Here is a 17,999-nt window from a genome sequence, read left to right as displayed (position 1 = left end):
TGAAATTAATGTGCGGCCAACCAATTATTTCCTTCCCCAATCTCTATTTCAATTGGCACTTCCGTTTTAATTGCCGTTTTCATCCGGTGGGTGATAATGGCTTTCATTTGGTCGACTTCTGTTTTTAAAACGTCGAAAACTAACTCATCGTGTACTTGCATCGTCATTTTTGAGTTTAATTTTTGAGCTATCATATCTTTGTGGATGTTAATCATTGCAATTTTAATTAAATCGGCCGCTGAGCCCTGTATGGGCGCATTAATTGCATTTCGTTCTGCAAAACCCCTCACCGTCATGTTCGCCGAGTTAATATCTCTCAAATAACGCCTACGGCCCATAATGGTTTCTACAAATCCATTCTCTCTGGCAAAATTCATGGTGTCGCTCATATAACGCTTAATGCCTGGATATTGCGTGAAATATTGCTCAATAATTTCTGCTGCTTCTTTTCTCGGAATGTTTAAGTTTTGTGATAATCCGAAGGCCGACTGACCATAGATAATTCCAAAATTTACCGCTTTGGCATTTCTTCTTTGGGTAGAATCTACTTCTTCGATCGTTATACCATATACCTTAGCAGCTGTTGCTGTGTGAATATCAATCCCCTTATTAAATGCCTCTAGCATATTTTCTTCCTTGCTTATTTCGGCAATGATGCGTAATTCTATTTGGGAATAATCGGCGGATAACAATACATGATCCTCATCTCGTGGAATAAATGCTTTTCTTACTTCTCTTCCTCTTTCGGTACGGATTGGAATATTCTGTAAATTTGGATTATTTGAACTTAACCGTCCGGTGGCGGCAACGGCCTGATTAAAGCTGGTATGCACCCTTCCCGTTTTCGGATTAACCAAGAGCGGTAAAGCATCAACATAGGTTGATTTCAATTTCTGCATTTGCCTAAAATCTAAAATATCCTTTACAATGTCGTTTTTAGCTGCTAAATAGGTAAGTACATCTTCGCCGGTTTGATATTGACCTGTTTTTGTTTTCTTTGCCTTTGGATCCAATTTTAAATGATCAAAAAGCACCTCCCCTAATTGTTTTGGTGAAGCTAAATTGAACTTTAACCCTGCTTTTTCATAAACACTAGCCTCGGCTTTTGCAATTTCGTATTGCAGTTCGAGCGAATACGCATTTAGTGTATCCATATCTATTCGAACACCTTCTTTTTCGATATCCGCTAACACATAAATAAGTGGGTTTTCGATATCCTCGGCCAGTTTTGTAGCATTTCGTTCACCAAGCATAGGTTCGAAAATAGTAGCCAATTGTAAGGTAACATCTGCATCTTCAGCAGCATAATCGACCACCGTTTCTACGGGTACGTCTCTCATGGTACCTTGGTTTTTGCCTTTGGGCCCGATTAATGTAGTAATCGAAATTGGTGTATAACCCAAATAATTCTCCGATAAAACATCCATGTTATGACGTGTATCGGGATCAATTAAATAGTGCGCCAACATGGTGTCGAACAACCTTCCTTTTACTTGAATATCGTACCATTTAAGCACCAGCATGTCGTATTTAATATTCTGACCTATTTTAACGATGTTTTCTGACTCAAATACGGGCCTAAACTCTTCTAAGATTGCTTGAGTAATAGCTCTATCTTCTGGGAGAGGGATGTAATATCCTTCGCCTACCTTAATAGAGAACGACAGTCCAACCAAATCGGCAAGATTGGCGTCGGTTCCGGTTGTTTCTGTATCAAAAGAAATGCGTTCTTGGGCTAACAAGTTGGCAATTAACGATGATCTTTCATCGGCGGTAGCAACTAAAAAGTATTCGTGAGGGGTATTTGATATGTTTTTTGCATCAATTGGTGTGTCGAACAACGAGGGTTGTGCATTGGCAACTTCTTTGGCTGGCACATTATTTCCAAATAAATCTTGTTGCGGATTGGGGTTAGTTTTTGCGTCATTTACACTAAAATTATCGCCAAAAACACGTTTACCTATGGTTCTAAATTCGAGTTCAGCAAACAAGGGCTCTAATACTTCCCTGTTAGGTTCTTCGAGCAATAAGGATGTCTCATCAAAAGCAATAGGTACATCCAAAATAATGGTGGCCAATTTTTTAGAAACTAGCCCTTGTTGAGCAAAATTTTCGATGTTCTCCCGTTGTTTTCCTTTTAATTCGTGTGCATTGGCGATGATGTTCTCCATGCTGCCATATTGCTTAATCAATAATTTAGCTGTCTTTTCTCCTATGCCCGGAATACCTGGAATGTTATCGACGGCATCGCCCCAAAGACCTAAAATATCGATCACCTGCTCTACCCTTTCGATCTCCCATTTAGCCAATACTTCTTTAACTCCTAAAATTTCCATTTCATTGCCCATGCGGGCAGGTTTATAAATGAAAATATTGTTAGACACCAATTGTGCAAAATCTTTATCAGGGGTCATACAATACACCGTAAACCCTGCTTTCTCTCCTTCCTTAGCCAATGTCCCAATAATATCATCTGCTTCGTAGCCATCAACTGTAATTACGGGAATGTTAAACCCTTCTATGAGACGGAATACATACGGTAAAGCGGCTGATAAATCTTCGGGCATGGCTTCTCTATGTGCTTTATAGGCTTCGAAATCGGTATGGCGCTCAGTCGGTGCATCGGTATCAAATACCACTGCAATGTGGCTAGGTTTTTCCTTCTTAAGAACCTCCAGCAGGGTATTTGCAAAACCCATAACTGCGGAAGTGTTTACCCCACTTGATGTAAAACGAGGGTTTTTACTTAATGCAAAATGCGCTCTGTAAATAAGCGCCATTCCATCTAAAAGGAAAAGTTTTTTCATAGGTATAAATTTGTTTTCAATGGTAATGAAGCTATCATAATTTTATTCATTAGTGTTTGTGATTGGTAAAATCTTGATGGTTTCATAAAATGATTACTGATCTAAAAGAGTACACAAATGTATATTCGGTAGAATGTAAAGTTAATAGCTTATTTTCCTTTTACATACAAATAGGAAGAAAATTTACGTTATTTGTTGCAATGAACTCGATTAAATTATTCTTCTTTTTTTTACTTCTTAGCACCACACTATTTGCACAAGATGCCGTACTTATTAGCGAAGGAAATTTTGTTCGTGGGATAATTAAAGGTACAAATTATAGTACGGTAGCCCTACAGCAAGAAGATGAAACCATTGTTCAGTACCAAGCCAAAGATATTCTGTCGTTTGTTTGGAATGGAGAAACCTATGAAAGTAAACCTATTTTAGTTAAAAAGAAATTAGAAACCCGGTTTTTTAAGGTTGTGGAGACTGGCATTGTAAATTTATATTCGTTTGGCGATAAAAAAGTAACTGAGCAACCGCAGCAGGCAAGAGTAAAAGTAAGGCCAACTTTTGGAGTAGGAATGGGTACTGGAGGCTTTGGCGGCGGATTAGGTGGCGGCATAAGTATTGGCGGCGGCGGAAGAAGGGAAGCCGAAACGACAACTAACCCAACTAATGGCAAGGTATTTTATTTTATTGAGAAGCCTGGGTCTGGACCCATGCAGGAAGTCGTCTTAGAAAACACAAGCGCCACGAAAACGATTTTATTGCAGAAATTGAGCAATGATGAAGATCTTGCTGAACGCATTAAAGGAAGTGAAAATTTTACAGACCTTAATTTAATCGCCTTTGTTAAAGCCTATAATTCAGGTAAGCATTAGAGTTTTTTAACACAGAGGCCACAGAGAGATTTTCTTTTGCATTTCTTTGAGTAAGTTTTTTTACGGCAAAGGTTGCCAAAACTGTAGATGCCCTCCTTAGCGTACTTAGCGCCCTTGGTGGTAATGATTAGCAATTGTCTATGTAAAACTCGGCGTTCTCTGTACAAGCTCCTTTTCTTCGTGGTAAAAAAGCTTAATTTAACACAGGGTGCTCAGAGCATATCCACGGAGACCTCAGAGAAAAGCTTTGCGCATTCATCTTGCCACACACCCAATAATATGATCATTTACCATCCCAGTAGCTTGCATAAAGGCATAACAAATGGTTGTACCAAAAAATTTGAACCCTCTTTTCTTCATATCTTTCGCAATCGCATCTGATATTTCTGTCCGGGCAGGAATACCTCCGGCTTTAAAATCGTTTACAATTGGCTTTCCATTCGGAATAAATCCCCATATAAAATCCGAAAAAGAACCATACTCCTGCTGAATAGCGATAAACAATTGCGCATTCTTAATGGCAGAGTTAATTTTTAATCGATTACGGATAATCCCCTCATCAAGCATTAATCGCTCTACATCATCAGCCGTTAAAGCTGCAACTTTTTTCACATCGAAATCTTTAAAAGCCTTTCGATAACCCTCTCTTCTACGTAAGATGGTAATCCAACTTAAACCAGCCTGAGCACCTTCTAAAATCATAAACTCGAATAAAACCTTATCGTCATAAACAGGTTTACCCCATTCTTCGTCGTGATATTTTATGTAGAGTTCGTCTGATCCACACCAGTGGCACCGTTTCGAGTTAGGAGTTGGGAGTTGGGAGTTGGGAACTTGCATGAATTTAAGTTGGGAGTTTTAAGTTTTTTGGGTTTGGAAATTAACTAAATCTTAGTGAGAAATTTTTCAGCATTATTCATCATGTAAACTAATAACTTAGCTACTTGCTCTGCTTGCTCATTTAGTCTATCATACTCTTCCTTAGAAAGGTATTGACATGAAAGCGCAAATGCAAGCCAAGTTTGGGTTTCACCATTTTCCATATCAGAGTCTGATAACTTACTAATAAAATGATTTGGATATCTTCTCTTTCTATACGCTTCGGCCAAATTTGCACATACACTTCTCGAAGATCTTCTAATTTGATCCGTTAAACTATATCGCTCTTCGCTAGGAAATCTTTTAGATAGAACAAATATCTCCATTGATAGGGCAAAAGCTTTCTGGTAGGCAAGTAAGTCCTGCAGTGTTCCCATTAATAAATATAGGCACTAGAAAGGAACTTACAAAATTCACTCCCAACTCCAAACTCTCGCCTCTAAACTAAAGACTAGCAAGTTCATCCCAAAACTCAACCGCTCTGCGGTAATGTGGAATTACAATAGAACCGCCAACTAAGTTAGCAATCATAAAAATTTCATTCATTTCAGCCGAATTAACGCCCTCATTATGGCACTTTTCCAAATGGTATTTGATACAATCATCACAACGTAAAACCATCGAGGCCACTAAACCAAGCATTTCTTTTGTTTTTACATCTAATGCCCCATCTGCATAGGTGGTGGTATCTAATGCAAAAAACCTTTTGATGTTGGTGTTTGATGTTTCCATTATTCTATCGTTCATTTTTGTACGATAGCTGTTAAATTCTTCTACTAGTTTTCCCATTTTTATATATGATAAATAGACTCAAGACCGATGACTAACGCCTCCAGACTAAAGCTCCTCAAGCGGATTCCAAAATATTTTTTTAAACTCTTTAATTTTATCGTTCTCTACTTTTATCCCTTCCTGTTCTAATAATTGTTGCATCAATTCTGGCGGAGAAAAATGAAATTTTCCCGTAAGTAAACCACTGCTATTTACCACCCGATGTGCTGGTACTTTGGGATGCGCAATACCCGCATTACTCATAGCGTAGCCCACCATCCTTGCCGAACCACCAGCACCCAAGGCTTTAGCAATCGCTCCATACGAACTTACTCTCCCTTTTGGGATTAATCGCGCAATTTCAAAAACCTGTTCGTAAAATGAGGCTTCCATTAGGTAAAAGAAAATTGAATATAGTTGATATTTTTATCGTGCTTTAAATAAATTCGCTCATAATGTGTCTTAATCGACAATACTTCGTCGGCTAATTCAGATCTATATAAATCGGATGTGTTTTTATGCACAACCAATCCCAGCTCTTCTACTTTCTCGCACGTATAAGCATACAGTCCATCATTATCTGTTTTCAAATTTACCCTACCTCCATTAACTAACAATAGTTTATATTTTGATAAAAATCCAGGAAATGTTAAGCGCTTTTTCTCTCTGCTTAATTGTGGTTGAGGATCGGCAAACGTAATCCAAATTTCGTCGATTTCTCCTTCTTCAAAATATTCTAAAATATCTTCGATCTGAATCCTCAAAAAGGCCAAATTTGCAATCCCCTCATCAACTCCAGTACGTGCGCCTCGCCAAATTCGATTTCCTTTTAAATCGATACCTATAAAGTTTTTTTCTGGAAACAATTTAGCTAGGTTTACAGCATATTCCCCTTTACCACAGGCAAGTTCTAATACAACTGGGTGGTTATTTTTAAAATGATCTTTTGCCCATTTCCCCTTCATAACCTTGCCCAAATGCAATTGGTATACATTAGGAAAGGTGTCTATTTCGAAGAATTTTCTTAATTTATCTTTGCCCACTTTTTATATTTTAGCGAATACAAATGTACAGTTTCGTAATAATCTTTATATAATTTAGTTTTTTCGTTGCTAAGCATTAACTTCAAGCAAAAAATTTACCTAACGAAAGCAAAAAACCAACGATGAAGAAAACGTTATTTGCAATTGGTCTATCCATTGCATCATTTTCTGCACACGCTCAGCAAGAAATTAGCTATGAATTAAGCTTCCCAAATGCACTTCATCACGAAGCAGAAGTCGCCATGTATGTGCCTAACTTACCCGAAGGACCTTTGAAGGTTAGAATGAGTCGCTCATCGCCAGGGCGTTATGCCACCCATGAGTTTGGCAAAAACATTTACAATCTTAAAGCATTCGACTTGAATGGTAAAAGAATACCTGTTAATCAACCTGCAGGCGACCAATATCTCATTCGTGCAGTTACTCCCGGAAGTGCGATAAAAATCACTTATACTTTATTTGGAAATTGGATAGATGGTACGTATGCAGGCTTCGACGAAACCCATGCACACATGAATATCCCAGCAACTTTTGCTTTTCCGATAGGGATGGATAATAGACCGCGAACCGTAAAATTTAACTATAACGATAAACAGAATTGGAAAGTTGCCACACAGCTTAAACCCTTATCAAATGGAGTGTATTATGCGCCAAATTTTCAATATTTCATGGATAGCCCTATTGAATTGGCGGCTTATCGCACCGCCAGTTGGCAAGTTAAAAATCCAGATGGAAAATTACAAACCATACATATCGTATCCCATTCAAAAGACGATCAAAAAACCATCGATAATTATGCAATTATGTTAAAAAGAATGGTCGACGAGCATGTAGCTGTTTGGGGCGAATTACCTCGCTTCGATTACGGAAATTATTACTTTCTATACGATACCTACCCTGATTATGCTGGCGATGGCATGGAACACCGTAATTCTACCATAATTGTACATCGTCTTCCACAAGTTGGGGGTAATGAATCTGCCGCGCTAGGCACTTTCTCACACGAATTTTTCCACATCTGGAATGTCGAACGTTTACGGCCAAAAACAATAGAACCCTTTAATTTTGAGCACTCAAACGTAAGTGATGAGCTATGGTTTGCTGAAGGATTTACACAATATTACGGGAATTTATTATTAACTCGTGCCGGCTTTAGGTCTACAGACAATGCTTCTCAGATTTTTGGAGGCATTCTTAATACCGTTCTAAATTTGCCCGGAGCAAAATATTTTTCCCCAATACAAGCCAGTCGCTATGCTGTGTTTGCTGATGCGGGGGTTGCTATAGACCAAACAAACAAAAGCAATGTTTTTACTACTTATTATACCTACGGAGCTTCAGTGGCCCTAGCCTTAGACCTTCGTTTAAGAACCGAATTTAAGCTTACGCTCGATGATTATATGCGCGCCTTGTGGAAAGCTTATGGCAAACCAGAAATTGCGTACACTATTCCTGATTTAGAAAAAACATTAGGAGTATTAACCAAAGACCCATCTTTTGCAGCCGATTTCTTTAAAAAATATGTCTTGGGAACCGAAAAAAATAACTACCAAAAATTACTGCTCAATGCAGGTTTTGTATTGCGCAAGGCGAGTCCGGATAAAGCATATACAGGTTTAGGCAAGTTAACCTTCGAAAATAACAAAGCAGCTATCGGACAAACTACGATTGGCAGTCCTGCATATATAGCCGGATTAGATTATGGAGCTATTTTATTAACCGCAGATGGTATCGAAATTAAAGACCAAGAAGCCTTAAACACGGTAACCGATACACATAAACCTGGCGATAGCATTCCGATTACCTACAGTTATTATGGTGATGAAAAGAAAACAACACTTACCTTTAGTGAAAACCCAATGTTAGAAGTGGTTGCCATCGAGAAAACTGGGGGAGTTTTAACACCAGCAATGCAAGCATTTAGAGATAGTTGGCTGTCTACACAAGTAAAAAAATAAATATATAATAATGAAACCACGATGATTTTTCAAACCACTCAGTGGGATGAATAAATCAGGTAGCTTCATCACCACCAAAAAAACAAACCGAGTTTACGAGCTCATTAATACCATTAAAAATAAGATAACATTATTAATAAATTTAAACAGATGAAAAAATCAATTTACACCCTAGCCTTGTTCCTTACTGCTTCTATCGCCTTTGCGCAAGACATTAATAAAATTATCAGCAAAGAATATGTAGACCACTTGATAAAGACCTTAAGTAGCGATGAGTTTCAGGGCAGAAGAACATTCACTCCCGGAATAGATAAAGCAGCAACTTTTATTGAAGGTGAGTTTAAACAGATTGGCTTAAAACCACTTGCTGGAGCCAAAGGTTATCGCCAAACCTTCTATAAATACCAGCTAACACCTGCTTCGGCGCAGGTAGTTATCGACGGACAAACTATAGATCCACAAAACATTCTTGTAACTAGCAATAACAGCGAACAAATTAGCTTTGATCAGACCGCTAGTGAGGCGTGGATTAAATTGGACACATCAAAAACCTTTGCTTCGCAGGTTGGTGCATTGTCGAGAAGTGCCAATGGTAAAACACAACTCGTTCTTGTGGACGCAAAATTTGCAGCTGAATTCAAAACTAGAAAAGCGATGCCAGCAAGAGCATCAATGGTTGATGTGTTAACTCCAGAGAAACCATCGGCCTTAGTTTTTGTATTGGGTAAAGAAAACGCAAAAAGCTACAAAGTAGCGTTAAAAAATACGGCTGTAAAAATGCCGTTGTTTAATGTGGCAGGTATTATTCCCGGGAAGTCGAAAGCAAAAGAAATCGTTTTATTCTCTGGGCATTATGATCATATGGGTATTGTAAAGCCAAAAGACGGAGATAGCATTATGAATGGCGCTGATGACGATGCTTCCGGCACCTCTGCAATGATTGCTTTGGCTAAATATTATAAAGCGTTAAATAACAATGAAAGAACCTTAATTTTTGTTGCTTTTACGGCTGAAGAAGTGGGTGGTTTTGGAGCACGATATTTTTCTCAGCAGTTAAACCCCGATGATGTAGTTGCCATGTTTAACATCGAGATGATTGGAAAGGATAGTAAGTTTGGGAAAAACACTGCATGGATTACGGGCTATGAAAAATCAGATTTTGGAAAGATCTTACAAAAAAATCTAGAAGGAACAGAATTTACTTTCCACCCAGATCCTTACCCTGCGCAAAACCTGTTCTATCGTAGTGATAATGCCACCTTAGCCGCTTTAGGTGTTCCTGCACACACCATTAGTACCGATATGATTGATATCGACAAACATTATCATCAAGTTTCTGACGAATATAAAACGCTTGATGTAGAGAATATTTTATCTACTATTAAAGCAATAGCGAAAAGTGCAGTGAGTATCATTAAAGGCATAGATACACCTACACGTATCCCAAAATTAGCTACCAATAGATAATTCCATTACATAATCATTCATAAAGAAACCGTTGCCAATATCAAGGTCTACGGTTTCTTTTATTTTGAAGCCTGCCTTTAGGTAAAAATCTTTGGCGTTATTGTTTCGGTTAACATTTAGTTGAAGTGTTTTCCCGCCTTCGCGAGTAGCAAAACCAACTACTTCATTAATTAAAATTTTCCCAATACCCTTGCCGTGCATTTCTGGCAAAACATATAGCTTATGCAATTTATATCCGTTATTTTCGATATCGATTACCGAAAAGCCAGCAAAACCAACATCTTTCCCATTCTCTGAAGCAAGAATAAAAATATGCCCACTTTTTAATTGACCCAATAATTCGCCACGGTTATACATTTTATCTAGCATAAACCGCAATTGTTCTTCGCTAATGTATGCGCTATAGGTTTGAGGCCAAATTTGTTCAGCCAGATCGCTAATAATAGCAATATCTTCTTCTTTCGCTCTTCTTAAAAGGATCATAATAATTCACTCAAAAACAAATATTCAGTACTAAAAGAAAAGGTAACAAATCCATCATTCATCACCACAAAATCGCCATTGTCTTCAGGTTTTAAATTACTAGTTTCGAAATAAGAGATAATATCGATATGGAAGATCGTTCCTTTAGGCTTCCATACACTAAATCCTGATTTAACGGCATAGCTTTTCTCTCTTTCTGTAAAAAGAACAATATTTATGTCCACTAAAAAGTCAACTAAATCATCAAATCTATTTTCAGTACTGATGATGTTCACTTCTGGGTAGCGCTCTGAAATAAGATATTTAACTGCAGTTGGGAGATTTTCTACCCCTGCATATATAAACTTAGTGTTTTCTTGAATTTGTAATCCATCTTCAAGTCCAATTACAACATCAATTTTAATTCCCAACGAAAGTGCCTTTTCATATTCACTTGCTGCAACTAAGATGGTTGGACTCCATTCCAATAATTGACCCAAATATTCTTCATCAAAACTACCTAAATAATGAATATATAAGGCTGGTTCCTGTTTTTCTCTTACAATATGATGTGACGACATGTGCGAATATAATATAACTTTTGTAAATTTAAATAGGAGTAAATTTGAAACCGCTAAAGGCCACAAAAAAACCTATGAAATGATGTTTCATAGGTTCAGTTATATAGCAAAAATTTAAATCTCGCTATTTGACTCGTTTTGTTTTTTCAGAAACGCTTGTAGATCTTGAAACAGCGTAAACAATGCCCCCTGCAGATATTTGATAACCGGTAGAAATGGTATACAATATTTTTTCTTGTATAATACCCGTTGCATTATCAATTACATAGGTTCCATTCTGATTACTATTAAGCAGCTTAGTAGTGATATTACTAGTAAATTTAATAATAGAAGTCTTTTCACTGATATCTTCAACCCAAAATTTAGTGATCAACCGTTGCTTATCAATTTCGATCGAGTCTCCCCAAGAGAAATTCTTTTTTATGCCTGGGTTATATGTAAAATCTGCAACTAAACTCAACAATGTACCTCTTTCAAATGCTTCAGGTTGTAAGCCTGCAAATGCAACTAAAGTATCTGAAGCCATTTCGGCCTTATAGTCGGTAAAGGATTGAATAATTCCATATTTATTAATTTGAACATCAATAGGTTTATTCAACATAAAATCTAACGCTTTTAAAATAACAGAAGTAGAATCACTTTTGATATCAGAGCTTTGGACTAACTTTTTACCCATTGCATCAATATCATTTCGCATTGATTTAATTTTTACGTTAAAGGTATATCCTCGCTCATTCGCTAGTGTAGTTGTAAATAACTTCGTTACAGACGAAACGGTATTTACGTTTAATGTCTGTTTTCCGCGTTGAACTACCGCTTTAGAATTGGTTAAGATTTCCGTTTGATATTCTTCCCCGGGTTTAAATACAAACACACGGTGCCCTTCTTGTGCTGTCGCAGCAAAATTAATTAAAGTAAGGACCAGCACTAAAACTGCCTTAAAGTTGTATCTCTTCTTCTTCATGAATGGTTTCTATATCGTAGATGATATGGTTGGCATGTTATCCGTGTAATTAATTAGAGCCAATTGGAACCCTGATATCAGGCATTGCAGGTATTGGGGGTATTGGAGGTAGAATTGGCACAACGGGTAGGTTAAGTGTTGTTGTAAAGCTTGATGCCGGAGGTGGGGTTCCTGGCGCTGGAGCTGGCGGTGGAGCTGGCGCCGCTGGAACAGCCGGTAAAACACCTGGTGCACTAAGTGTTGGCGTTGCGGCCACAATTGGAGCAGGAAGGGTTACTACTGGCGGAGCTGTTGGTACGGTTAAAGCGGGTGCATTAACCGCGTTCACTCCCACAGATGCCGGGCTTACTTGAGGGGTTGCTACTGGCACAGGTGTTCCATTATTTGATGCATTGCCTGTAGCATCTTGAGCTTTTGCTCTCTTAGTACTCATCATTGCCCCAACGGTAAGCAATATTAATAGTAGCTTTTTCATATTTTCCGTATTTTAATTTCTAATAATTAATCCATTCTCGCCACCTCTAAAGTTAGATGGTGTCTTTTCATCTCTTTTATTTCTTTTTTCTCTTTCTATTCTATCTAACCTATCTTTTCTATTTTCTATTCGTTTTCCTAATGCGATAGGTAAACTTAATGAGCCAATATATTGAATACGATCTCCCGAATAACTTGTTAAATTATATACGCCAAAACCAAAGGTTAAGGCCGAACCCTTTAAAGGCCTAACACCGCTGGAGAAACCTAAATTCATCCCGCCCCATTCTGCATTTAAGTTAATTTGACGCAAGACCTCATAAGATACATTGGCAAAAAACCCTGTTCCATACTTGCCTTTTCCATGGGCAATGTCTTGCGGACTTTTATATAAAAAACGGCCAACCCCATAACCAATAGTGTAGGATAAACCAGCGTACCCTGGCGTTCTTGACCTAACACTTTGGGCGGCATGACTAAGTGCAATATAATAGGAAGCATTCGGCGCATCAGAAACAGCTGGATCAGCAAACATAGACAGAGCCCCCACAGAAATACTGCTCCCTTTAAGTATCTGCCGACTTAAAATTAAATTTACTGAAAAATCTTTAAAGTTATCTACTCTTGAAATATTTACGCTTAAAGAGGCGTTTACATATTTTTTTGGATTCCCTCCACTAATACCAAATGCTGCAACTAAATCCCCAACATTTGGATCCGTATACATCGCAGGATAAACCCCTCCAATTACCCCAAAAAGATAGGTAGAATTACCACCGCCCCAACCTGAAGGAGTCATCAAACTTTGGACAGCATTATTCGGCAGTAAAACCATGTCTCCCATATTAACAGGACCTTTTTCGGCAATCAGTGAATCCATTTTAGCTCTCAAACCCATTTCGAAAATATTTTGAGCTTTAGTCGTTTTTGGAAATAGAAAAACAATCCCTAATAAACACAGGATGCTAATTTTAACAAAACTATTGATTCTATTTACCTTATTCATAAAACGAAATGTATATTGCTATTAATTTAAATCTAAAATATATAATTTTTGCCGTTATTTAACTGCACACTAGACAAAGTTATGATAAAAAATTCACATTCAATTATTTACTTCCACTAATATCTAACCCAATGGCGTATTCAAATCCTATACCAATTTATTGCTTGAGCTTGTTTTTACTTCCAACTTTGATCATTAACATAGTTAGAATTGATATATTTGTGATAAATTATCAATTTCAACTATATGACACTCGTTCAACTCGAATATGTTGTTGCCGTAGACACCTATAGAAGCTTCATTATCGCTGCCGATAAATGCTTTATTACCCAACCTACATTAAGTATGCAGATTCAAAAATTAGAGGAATTTTTGAATGTAAAAATATTTGACCGTAGTAAACAGCCCGTGGTACCCACAGAAATTGGAGCACAGATTATTGCTCAAGCCCGATTGGTTCTACAAGAAAACATGAAAATAAAAGAGCTCATCAACAGTCAACAACAGAATATAGTGGGCGAGCTAAAAATTGGAATTATTCCCACTATAGCCCCTTATCTACTTCCTGAAGTGATTGCCGCTATGCTCGGCAGATATCCAGATCTAAAGCTACTAATCTGGGAATACACCACCGAAGACATCATCCATCATTTAAAAACTGGCGTAATAGACTGCGGCATATTAGCTACCCCTTTGGTAGACCAAGCTATAGTTGAAACACCTCTATATTACGAGAATTTTGTAAGTTATATTAGCAAGAATAGTAAGCTATATAAAAAGAAAACAATAGATGCAGAAGATTTAGCCGACGAAAACATTTGGCTATTAAATGAAGGTCACTGTATGCGAACTCAAGTTTTAAATATCTGCCGTTCCACAAAAAATAACCGTTTGCAATCCCTAACCTATAATACTGGTAGTGTAGAAACGCTTGTTAGAATGGTTGATGTAAATGATGGCGCAACCTTATTGCCTGAGCTTGCAATTAAAGAGCTAAACAGCAAGCAATTAAACAAAATACGCTATTTTAAATCTCCAGAACCCGTACGAGAAATTAGCCTAGTTACCCATAAGAATTTCATTAAGAAAAGGATGCTAAACGCGCTAATGGATGAGATATTAGCACTCATACCAAAGGCAATGAAACAGCGAAAGAAGAAAGATGTAATAGGGATTTAATTATTCCCCATTTTTAAGCCTTCAATGCCAACCACCTTCTCTTCTTCCTCACCTTTTTTAAGCTTCTTTTTCTTTTTTGTTGGGTCGATCCCGCTCAAGCGTTCTTCTAGAATTTTATCATACTCAGCAGCTTGATCTGGCTTTAATACGTTTCTAATGTTCTTGTTGGTTTCGTTTTGCAGCCTATAGTATTTAGTAAGCTCCTCATTCTCTACCCCGGTGGCCATTTGCTTTTTATAGAGCGCTATTTGCTCCTTAGCGATAAAAAAGGCATAATTATTAATTACATTTTTTTGAGTTGGACTTAATTTCAACCGTTTTTGAAGTTCATCAACGTTTTTCTTTGCCAATTCTTCTGCAGTGGGTTGTTTTTGCGCAAAACAGGAAAAAAACACCCCAAAAATCAACACTATTGTGAAAATTAATCTTTTCATTAAATTATTTTTTATTTTAAACGCTAAACAAAGCTAAGAATTATCACAAAAAAAGCCGCGACATAAAATCGCGACTTTTTTGAATTTAAATTTTACAAAGCTTTTTTATATCGTTCTGCAACTACATCCCAATTTACAACATTCCAAATCGCAGCTAAGTAGGCTGGACGCATGTTTTGATATTTTAAATAATAAGCATGTTCCCAAACGTCAACGCCAAAAATTGGAGTGCCCTTCACTTCAGCAATATCCATTAATGGATTATCCTGATTAGGAGTTGATGAAATAACTAGCTTTTTATCAGCACCAACGGATAACCAAGCCCATCCAGATCCAAAACGTGTAGCGCCAGCATCTTGGATTTTTGTTTTAAAATCAGCAAACGAGCCGAAAGCATCGTTAATTGCTTTGGCTAAATCGCCAGTTGGCTCACCACCTTTATTCGGACCTAAAACTGTCCAGAATAACGAGTGATTAAAATGACCGCCACCGTTGTTACGTACAGCCATAGGATATTTTGAAATATTCTTGATTATATCGTTTATATCAGCTGTTGCTTCTGGTTTGCCCTCCAAAGCTTTGTTCAAATTTGTAACATATGCTTGGTGATGTTTTCCATGGTGAATTTCCATGGTTAATTTATCAATATGTGGTTCTAATGCGTCTGTAGCGTATGATAACGCAGGTAATTCAAAAGCCATAATTATTAGTATTTAAGTTTTAAAATGTTAATTTACAAATATAAGGCACAAAGCTTAGGTTTTTTACGATTATTTGTCAAATTCTTTGCGCTTGTCTTTAAAGAAGCTTGTCATTAGCGCTCCGCATTCATCGGCTAACACCCCACCTTTAAGTAACGTTTTAGGATGTAATATGTTTTCACCAACTTTTGTAAAACCTCTCTTTTCTTCTTTTGCGCCATAAACGACACGGCTTATCTGTGTCCAATAACTTGCTCCTGCGCACATTACACAGGGTTCTATGGTTACATAAAGTGTACAGTTTTTTAAATACTTACCTCCCATTGTTTGCGAGGCTGCTGTAAAAGCCTGCATTTCTGCATGGGCGGTTACATCATTTAATTGCTCGGTTAAATTATGCCCTCGCCCAACTACTTTTCCATTACTAACAACAATAGCTCCTATCGGTATTTCTTGCAGTGCCAATGCTTTTTGTGCTTCATTTAAAGCAAATCGCATAAAATGCTCATCTTCTTCATTTGAATTTTTGTTTCCTTCGAAATTATAATAGCTCATTTTAAATCAATTTACTGCCATTTGGCACTTTCCTGTCAATGGTTGTTAACACAATGTCACCGTTTTCATCTGCAAAACCCGTAACTAAAAATTCGCTCATGAAATTCCCAATTTGCTTTTTAGGAAAATTAATTACTCCGGCTATTTGTCGGCCTATTAACTCTTCTCTACCATAATGCCTTGTAATTTGTGCGCTACTTTTTTTTATTCCAAATTCACCAAAGTCTACACTTACTTTATATGCTGGCTTCCTAGCTTCGGGAAAATTAAGGACCTCCAGTATCGTTCCTACTCGAATTTCTACTTTCTCAAAATCACTCCAGGTAATCTCTTCCATTCGTAACATTTTATGCAAAAATACAATTTCTCTCCAAGATGTGAGATTGAACTTTTTGTTACCTTTGCCCTATGATAGAGATTAAGCTCAAAAAAGGAAAAGAAAAAGCAGTTTTACAGCATCACCCTTGGGTATTTTCAGGCGCCTTAGAGAAAATTAAAGGTGCACCTGCCAATGGCGATGTAGTTAAAGTTGTAAGCGCGAGTAACGATTTTTTAGCTTATGGCTATTTCAATGATCAATCTCGTGTGGCTATCCGTTTATTAGAGTGGGATGAAAATATAGACATAAATGAAGATTGGTATAGTGAGAAAATTAATGCCGCAATTAACTCAAGAGCTCATCTATTATCAAACAAGGAAACAAATACCTATCGTTTAATTTTTAGTGAGGCAGATTTTCTACCAGGTTTAATAGTAGATAAATATGACGATTTTCTTTCTGTTCAGATTTTGAGTACGGGGATAGAAAGTGCTAAAGCTATTATAATCGATGTTTTATGCAAAGCTTTAAAGCCAAAGGGTATTTTTGACCGAAGTGATGCTACTGCCAGAACCCACGAAGGTATCTCTGCCGAAAATGGTTTATTGTGGGGTGAAGCACCCCCAGCATTTATTGCGGTAAAGGAAAATGGCATTAATTATAAGATTAATATTGCCGAAGGGCAGAAGTCTGGTTTTTATTGTGATCAACGCGATAACCGAAGAATTTTGGCCGAGTATGCACCTGGAAAAAATGTGTTGGATTGTTTTAGTTACAGTGGTGGATTTAGCCTAAATGCCTTTAAAAATGGAGCGAAAGAGGTAACCTGTGTAGATAGTTCAGCATTGGCGATAGCGACCTTGAAACAAAATATTGAATTCAATAAATTCGAATTAAAAAATCACACCACTATCCAATCCGACGTAAATAAGCAATTGCGAATTTTTAAGGATGAAGGAAAAAAATTCGACATTATTGTGCTCGACCCCCCAAAATATGCTCCTTCTCGTTCGGCATTAGATCGCGCAGCTCGTGCGTATAAAGATTTAAATCGTTTGGGATTGTTGTTGCTCGAAAGTGGTGGGCTACTCGCAACATTTTCGTGCTCTGGCGCCGTAGATATCGAAACCTTTAAGCAAATTATTGCTTGGGCCGCTCTCGATGCAGGAAAAGAGGTGCAAGTAATCAAACAATTTTCGCAACCAGAAGACCACCCTGTTCGGCTATCATTTCCAGAGGGTGAATATTTAAAGGGCTTATTAGTAAGGGTAGTTTAAATCTCTTCCGAGCTTTCTGGTAGTTTCTCATATTCGCCTGAAAGTGCATAGCGACCAAAAATAACAAGTCCAATAGCAATCGGAATAAAGATCAACAAAATAATGCCCCATTGTAAAGCTGTATTGGTTTGAGTAATACCAACAGGCGCTTTGCTCACCTTATCCCAAGCTTGGATAAACATAAATACAATGGCTGTCGGACCAAGAATAATCCAAACGATACCTAATGCTCTTTTTAATGCGTTCATTTTCTATA

The 17,999-nt window shown here is 37.5% G+C and carries 21 protein-coding genes; 5 read left to right on the top strand and 16 right to left on the bottom strand.

All coding sequences use genetic code 11. From position 1 onward, the window contains the following. Window positions 1-5 precede the first annotated feature (5 nt). A complete protein-coding gene (polA, locus tag WG904_RS06130) occupies window positions 6-2,807 on the bottom strand; it encodes a DNA polymerase I (protein WP_339578413.1) in 2,802 nt (933 codons plus the stop codon). A gap of 200 nt (window positions 2,808-3,007) precedes the next feature. Between polA and WG904_RS06125 the strand changes: the two genes are divergently transcribed. Further along, window positions 3,008-3,673, top strand: coding sequence for a hypothetical protein (locus WG904_RS06125; RefSeq protein ID WP_339578412.1), 666 nt, complete (start codon window positions 3,008-3,010; stop codon window positions 3,671-3,673). A gap of 255 nt (window positions 3,674-3,928) precedes the next feature. Here WG904_RS06125 and WG904_RS06120 read toward each other — a convergent pair whose 3' ends face one another. The 5 genes from WG904_RS06120 to trmB all read right to left on the bottom strand — a co-directional run bounded on the left by WG904_RS06120 (window position 3,929) and on the right by trmB (window position 6,366). Continuing rightward, window positions 3,929-4,513, bottom strand: coding sequence for a DNA-3-methyladenine glycosylase I (locus WG904_RS06120; RefSeq protein WP_339578411.1), 585 nt, complete (start codon window positions 4,511-4,513; stop codon window positions 3,929-3,931). Between the two features lie 44 nt (window positions 4,514-4,557). After that, a complete protein-coding gene (locus WG904_RS06115; RefSeq protein ID WP_339578410.1) occupies window positions 4,558-4,929 on the bottom strand; it encodes a four helix bundle protein in 372 nt (123 codons plus the stop codon). A gap of 67 nt (window positions 4,930-4,996) precedes the next feature. After that, window positions 4,997-5,341 (bottom strand): carboxymuconolactone decarboxylase family protein, encoded by a 345-nt coding sequence (locus WG904_RS06110; RefSeq protein ID WP_339578409.1) that lies wholly within the window; start codon window positions 5,339-5,341, stop codon window positions 4,997-4,999. Window positions 5,342-5,389: 48 nt separating this feature from the next. Continuing rightward, the gene (locus WG904_RS06105) at window positions 5,390-5,716 is read right to left on the bottom strand and encodes an MGMT family protein (RefSeq protein ID WP_339578408.1); all 327 of its coding nucleotides are present in this window, start codon (window positions 5,714-5,716) and stop codon (window positions 5,390-5,392) included. Continuing rightward, the gene (gene trmB / locus WG904_RS06100; protein WP_339578407.1) at window positions 5,716-6,366 is read right to left on the bottom strand and encodes a tRNA (guanosine(46)-N7)-methyltransferase TrmB; all 651 of its coding nucleotides are present in this window, start codon (window positions 6,364-6,366) and stop codon (window positions 5,716-5,718) included. Before trmB ends, WG904_RS06105 begins: the two co-directional genes overlap by 1 nt. 122 nt (window positions 6,367-6,488) lie before the next feature. Here trmB and WG904_RS06095 point away from each other — a divergent pair, with 122 nt between their 5' ends. Further along, window positions 6,489-8,324 carry a M61 family metallopeptidase gene (locus WG904_RS06095; RefSeq protein ID WP_339578406.1) on the top strand — a complete coding sequence of 612 codons (1,836 nt, stop codon included), beginning with the start codon at window positions 6,489-6,491 and terminating at the stop codon, window positions 8,322-8,324. Window positions 8,325-8,474: 150 nt separating this feature from the next. Next, on the top strand, window positions 8,475-9,791 hold the full coding sequence (locus WG904_RS06090; RefSeq protein WP_339578405.1) for a M20/M25/M40 family metallo-hydrolase: 1,317 nt from the start codon (window positions 8,475-8,477) through the stop codon (window positions 9,789-9,791). On the opposite strand, the gene WG904_RS06085 is transcribed toward WG904_RS06090, so the two are convergent. The 5 genes from WG904_RS06085 to WG904_RS06065 form a co-directional block, all read right to left on the bottom strand. Next, window positions 9,774-10,274 carry a GNAT family N-acetyltransferase gene (locus WG904_RS06085; protein WP_339578404.1) on the bottom strand — a complete coding sequence of 167 codons (501 nt, stop codon included), beginning with the start codon at window positions 10,272-10,274 and terminating at the stop codon, window positions 9,774-9,776. The genes WG904_RS06090 and WG904_RS06085 overlap by 18 nt on opposite strands. After that, window positions 10,271-10,834: a thiamine pyrophosphokinase gene (locus WG904_RS06080; protein ID WP_339578403.1), complete on the bottom strand. Its 564-nt coding sequence runs from the start codon at window positions 10,832-10,834 to the stop codon at window positions 10,271-10,273. The genes WG904_RS06085 and WG904_RS06080 overlap by 4 nt, the downstream gene beginning before the upstream one ends. Before the next feature lie 124 nt (window positions 10,835-10,958). Then, window positions 10,959-11,798: a DUF6263 family protein gene (locus WG904_RS06075; protein WP_339578402.1), complete on the bottom strand. Its 840-nt coding sequence runs from the start codon at window positions 11,796-11,798 to the stop codon at window positions 10,959-10,961. 49 nt (window positions 11,799-11,847) lie between these two features. Then, on the bottom strand, window positions 11,848-12,273 hold the full coding sequence (locus WG904_RS06070) for a hypothetical protein (protein ID WP_339578401.1): 426 nt from the start codon (window positions 12,271-12,273) through the stop codon (window positions 11,848-11,850). A 12-nt stretch (window positions 12,274-12,285) separates the two neighbouring features. After that, a complete protein-coding gene (locus WG904_RS06065) occupies window positions 12,286-13,278 on the bottom strand; it encodes a hypothetical protein (RefSeq protein ID WP_339578400.1) in 993 nt (330 codons plus the stop codon). A 246-nt stretch (window positions 13,279-13,524) separates the two neighbouring features. Between WG904_RS06065 and WG904_RS06060 the strand changes: the two genes are divergently transcribed. After that, entirely contained in the window at window positions 13,525-14,457 is a 933-nt protein-coding gene (locus WG904_RS06060; RefSeq protein ID WP_339578399.1) for a hydrogen peroxide-inducible genes activator, read from the top strand. On the opposite strand, the gene WG904_RS06055 is transcribed toward WG904_RS06060, so the two are convergent. The 4 genes from WG904_RS06055 to WG904_RS06040 all read right to left on the bottom strand — a co-directional run bounded on the left by WG904_RS06055 (window position 14,454) and on the right by WG904_RS06040 (window position 16,484). Then, window positions 14,454-14,891, bottom strand: a complete 438-nt coding sequence (locus WG904_RS06055) for a hypothetical protein (RefSeq protein ID WP_339578398.1) — start codon at window positions 14,889-14,891, stop codon at window positions 14,454-14,456. The two genes, WG904_RS06060 and WG904_RS06055, sit on opposite strands and share 4 nt — an antisense overlap. 92 nt (window positions 14,892-14,983) lie before the next feature. Continuing rightward, a complete protein-coding gene (locus WG904_RS06050; RefSeq protein WP_339578397.1) occupies window positions 14,984-15,592 on the bottom strand; it encodes a superoxide dismutase in 609 nt (202 codons plus the stop codon). Between the two features lie 69 nt (window positions 15,593-15,661). After that, complete coding sequence (locus WG904_RS06045; protein WP_339578396.1) at window positions 15,662-16,147, bottom strand: nucleoside deaminase; 486 nt, start codon at window positions 16,145-16,147, stop codon at window positions 15,662-15,664. 1 nt (window position 16,148) lies between these two features. Beyond that, window positions 16,149-16,484, bottom strand: a complete 336-nt coding sequence (locus tag WG904_RS06040; RefSeq protein ID WP_339578395.1) for a tRNA-binding protein — start codon at window positions 16,482-16,484, stop codon at window positions 16,149-16,151. A gap of 71 nt (window positions 16,485-16,555) precedes the next feature. Here WG904_RS06040 and WG904_RS06035 point away from each other — a divergent pair, with 71 nt between their 5' ends. After that, window positions 16,556-17,743, top strand: coding sequence for a class I SAM-dependent rRNA methyltransferase (locus WG904_RS06035; protein WP_339578394.1), 1,188 nt, complete (start codon window positions 16,556-16,558; stop codon window positions 17,741-17,743). Here the strand turns inward: WG904_RS06035 and WG904_RS06030 are convergent. Beyond that, a complete protein-coding gene (locus WG904_RS06030; protein ID WP_339578393.1) occupies window positions 17,740-17,991 on the bottom strand; it encodes a DUF6814 family protein in 252 nt (83 codons plus the stop codon). The genes WG904_RS06035 and WG904_RS06030 overlap by 4 nt on opposite strands. Between the last annotated feature and the right edge of the window lie 8 nt (window positions 17,992-17,999).

The sequence above is a fragment of the Pedobacter anseongensis genome (genome assembly GCF_037482965.1).
In the GTDB taxonomy this organism is placed as follows: Bacteria; Bacteroidota; Bacteroidia; order Sphingobacteriales; family Sphingobacteriaceae; genus Pedobacter; species Pedobacter anseongensis.
The sequence above is the reverse complement of the archived record's forward strand: the minus strand, read 5'-3'. Positions and strand labels throughout refer to the sequence as shown.

Coding starts and splice junctions, on each gene's coding strand:
- WG904_RS06055 (WP_339578398.1), bottom strand. CDS start 14,891: ATGAAAAGATTAATTTTCACAATAGTGTTGATTTTTGGGGTGTTTTTT.
- WG904_RS06095 (WP_339578406.1), top strand. CDS start 6,489: ATGAAGAAAACGTTATTTGCAATTGGTCTATCCATTGCATCATTTTCT.
- polA (WP_339578413.1), bottom strand. CDS start 2,807: ATGAAAAAACTTTTCCTTTTAGATGGAATGGCGCTTATTTACAGAGCG.
- WG904_RS06075 (WP_339578402.1), bottom strand. CDS start 11,798: ATGAAGAAGAAGAGATACAACTTTAAGGCAGTTTTAGTGCTGGTCCTT.
- WG904_RS06110 (WP_339578409.1), bottom strand. CDS start 5,341: ATGGGAAAACTAGTAGAAGAATTTAACAGCTATCGTACAAAAATGAAC.
- WG904_RS06030 (WP_339578393.1), bottom strand. CDS start 17,991: ATGAACGCATTAAAAAGAGCATTAGGTATCGTTTGGATTATTCTTGGT.
- WG904_RS06065 (WP_339578400.1), bottom strand. CDS start 13,278: ATGAATAAGGTAAATAGAATCAATAGTTTTGTTAAAATTAGCATCCTG.
- WG904_RS06045 (WP_339578396.1), bottom strand. CDS start 16,147: ATGAGCTATTATAATTTCGAAGGAAACAAAAATTCAAATGAAGAAGAT.
- WG904_RS06035 (WP_339578394.1), top strand. CDS start 16,556: ATGATAGAGATTAAGCTCAAAAAAGGAAAAGAAAAAGCAGTTTTACAG.
- WG904_RS06060 (WP_339578399.1), top strand. CDS start 13,525: ATGACACTCGTTCAACTCGAATATGTTGTTGCCGTAGACACCTATAGA.
- WG904_RS06080 (WP_339578403.1), bottom strand. CDS start 10,834: ATGTCGTCACATCATATTGTAAGAGAAAAACAGGAACCAGCCTTATAT.
- WG904_RS06125 (WP_339578412.1), top strand. CDS start 3,008: ATGAACTCGATTAAATTATTCTTCTTTTTTTTACTTCTTAGCACCACA.
- WG904_RS06070 (WP_339578401.1), bottom strand. CDS start 12,273: ATGAAAAAGCTACTATTAATATTGCTTACCGTTGGGGCAATGATGAGT.
- WG904_RS06040 (WP_339578395.1), bottom strand. CDS start 16,484: ATGGAAGAGATTACCTGGAGTGATTTTGAGAAAGTAGAAATTCGAGTA.
- WG904_RS06115 (WP_339578410.1), bottom strand. CDS start 4,929: ATGGGAACACTGCAGGACTTACTTGCCTACCAGAAAGCTTTTGCCCTA.
- WG904_RS06090 (WP_339578405.1), top strand. CDS start 8,475: ATGAAAAAATCAATTTACACCCTAGCCTTGTTCCTTACTGCTTCTATC.
- WG904_RS06085 (WP_339578404.1), bottom strand. CDS start 10,274: ATGATCCTTTTAAGAAGAGCGAAAGAAGAAGATATTGCTATTATTAGC.
- WG904_RS06120 (WP_339578411.1), bottom strand. CDS start 4,513: ATGCAAGTTCCCAACTCCCAACTCCCAACTCCTAACTCGAAACGGTGC.
- WG904_RS06105 (WP_339578408.1), bottom strand. CDS start 5,716: ATGGAAGCCTCATTTTACGAACAGGTTTTTGAAATTGCGCGATTAATC.
- WG904_RS06050 (WP_339578397.1), bottom strand. CDS start 15,592: ATGGCTTTTGAATTACCTGCGTTATCATACGCTACAGACGCATTAGAA.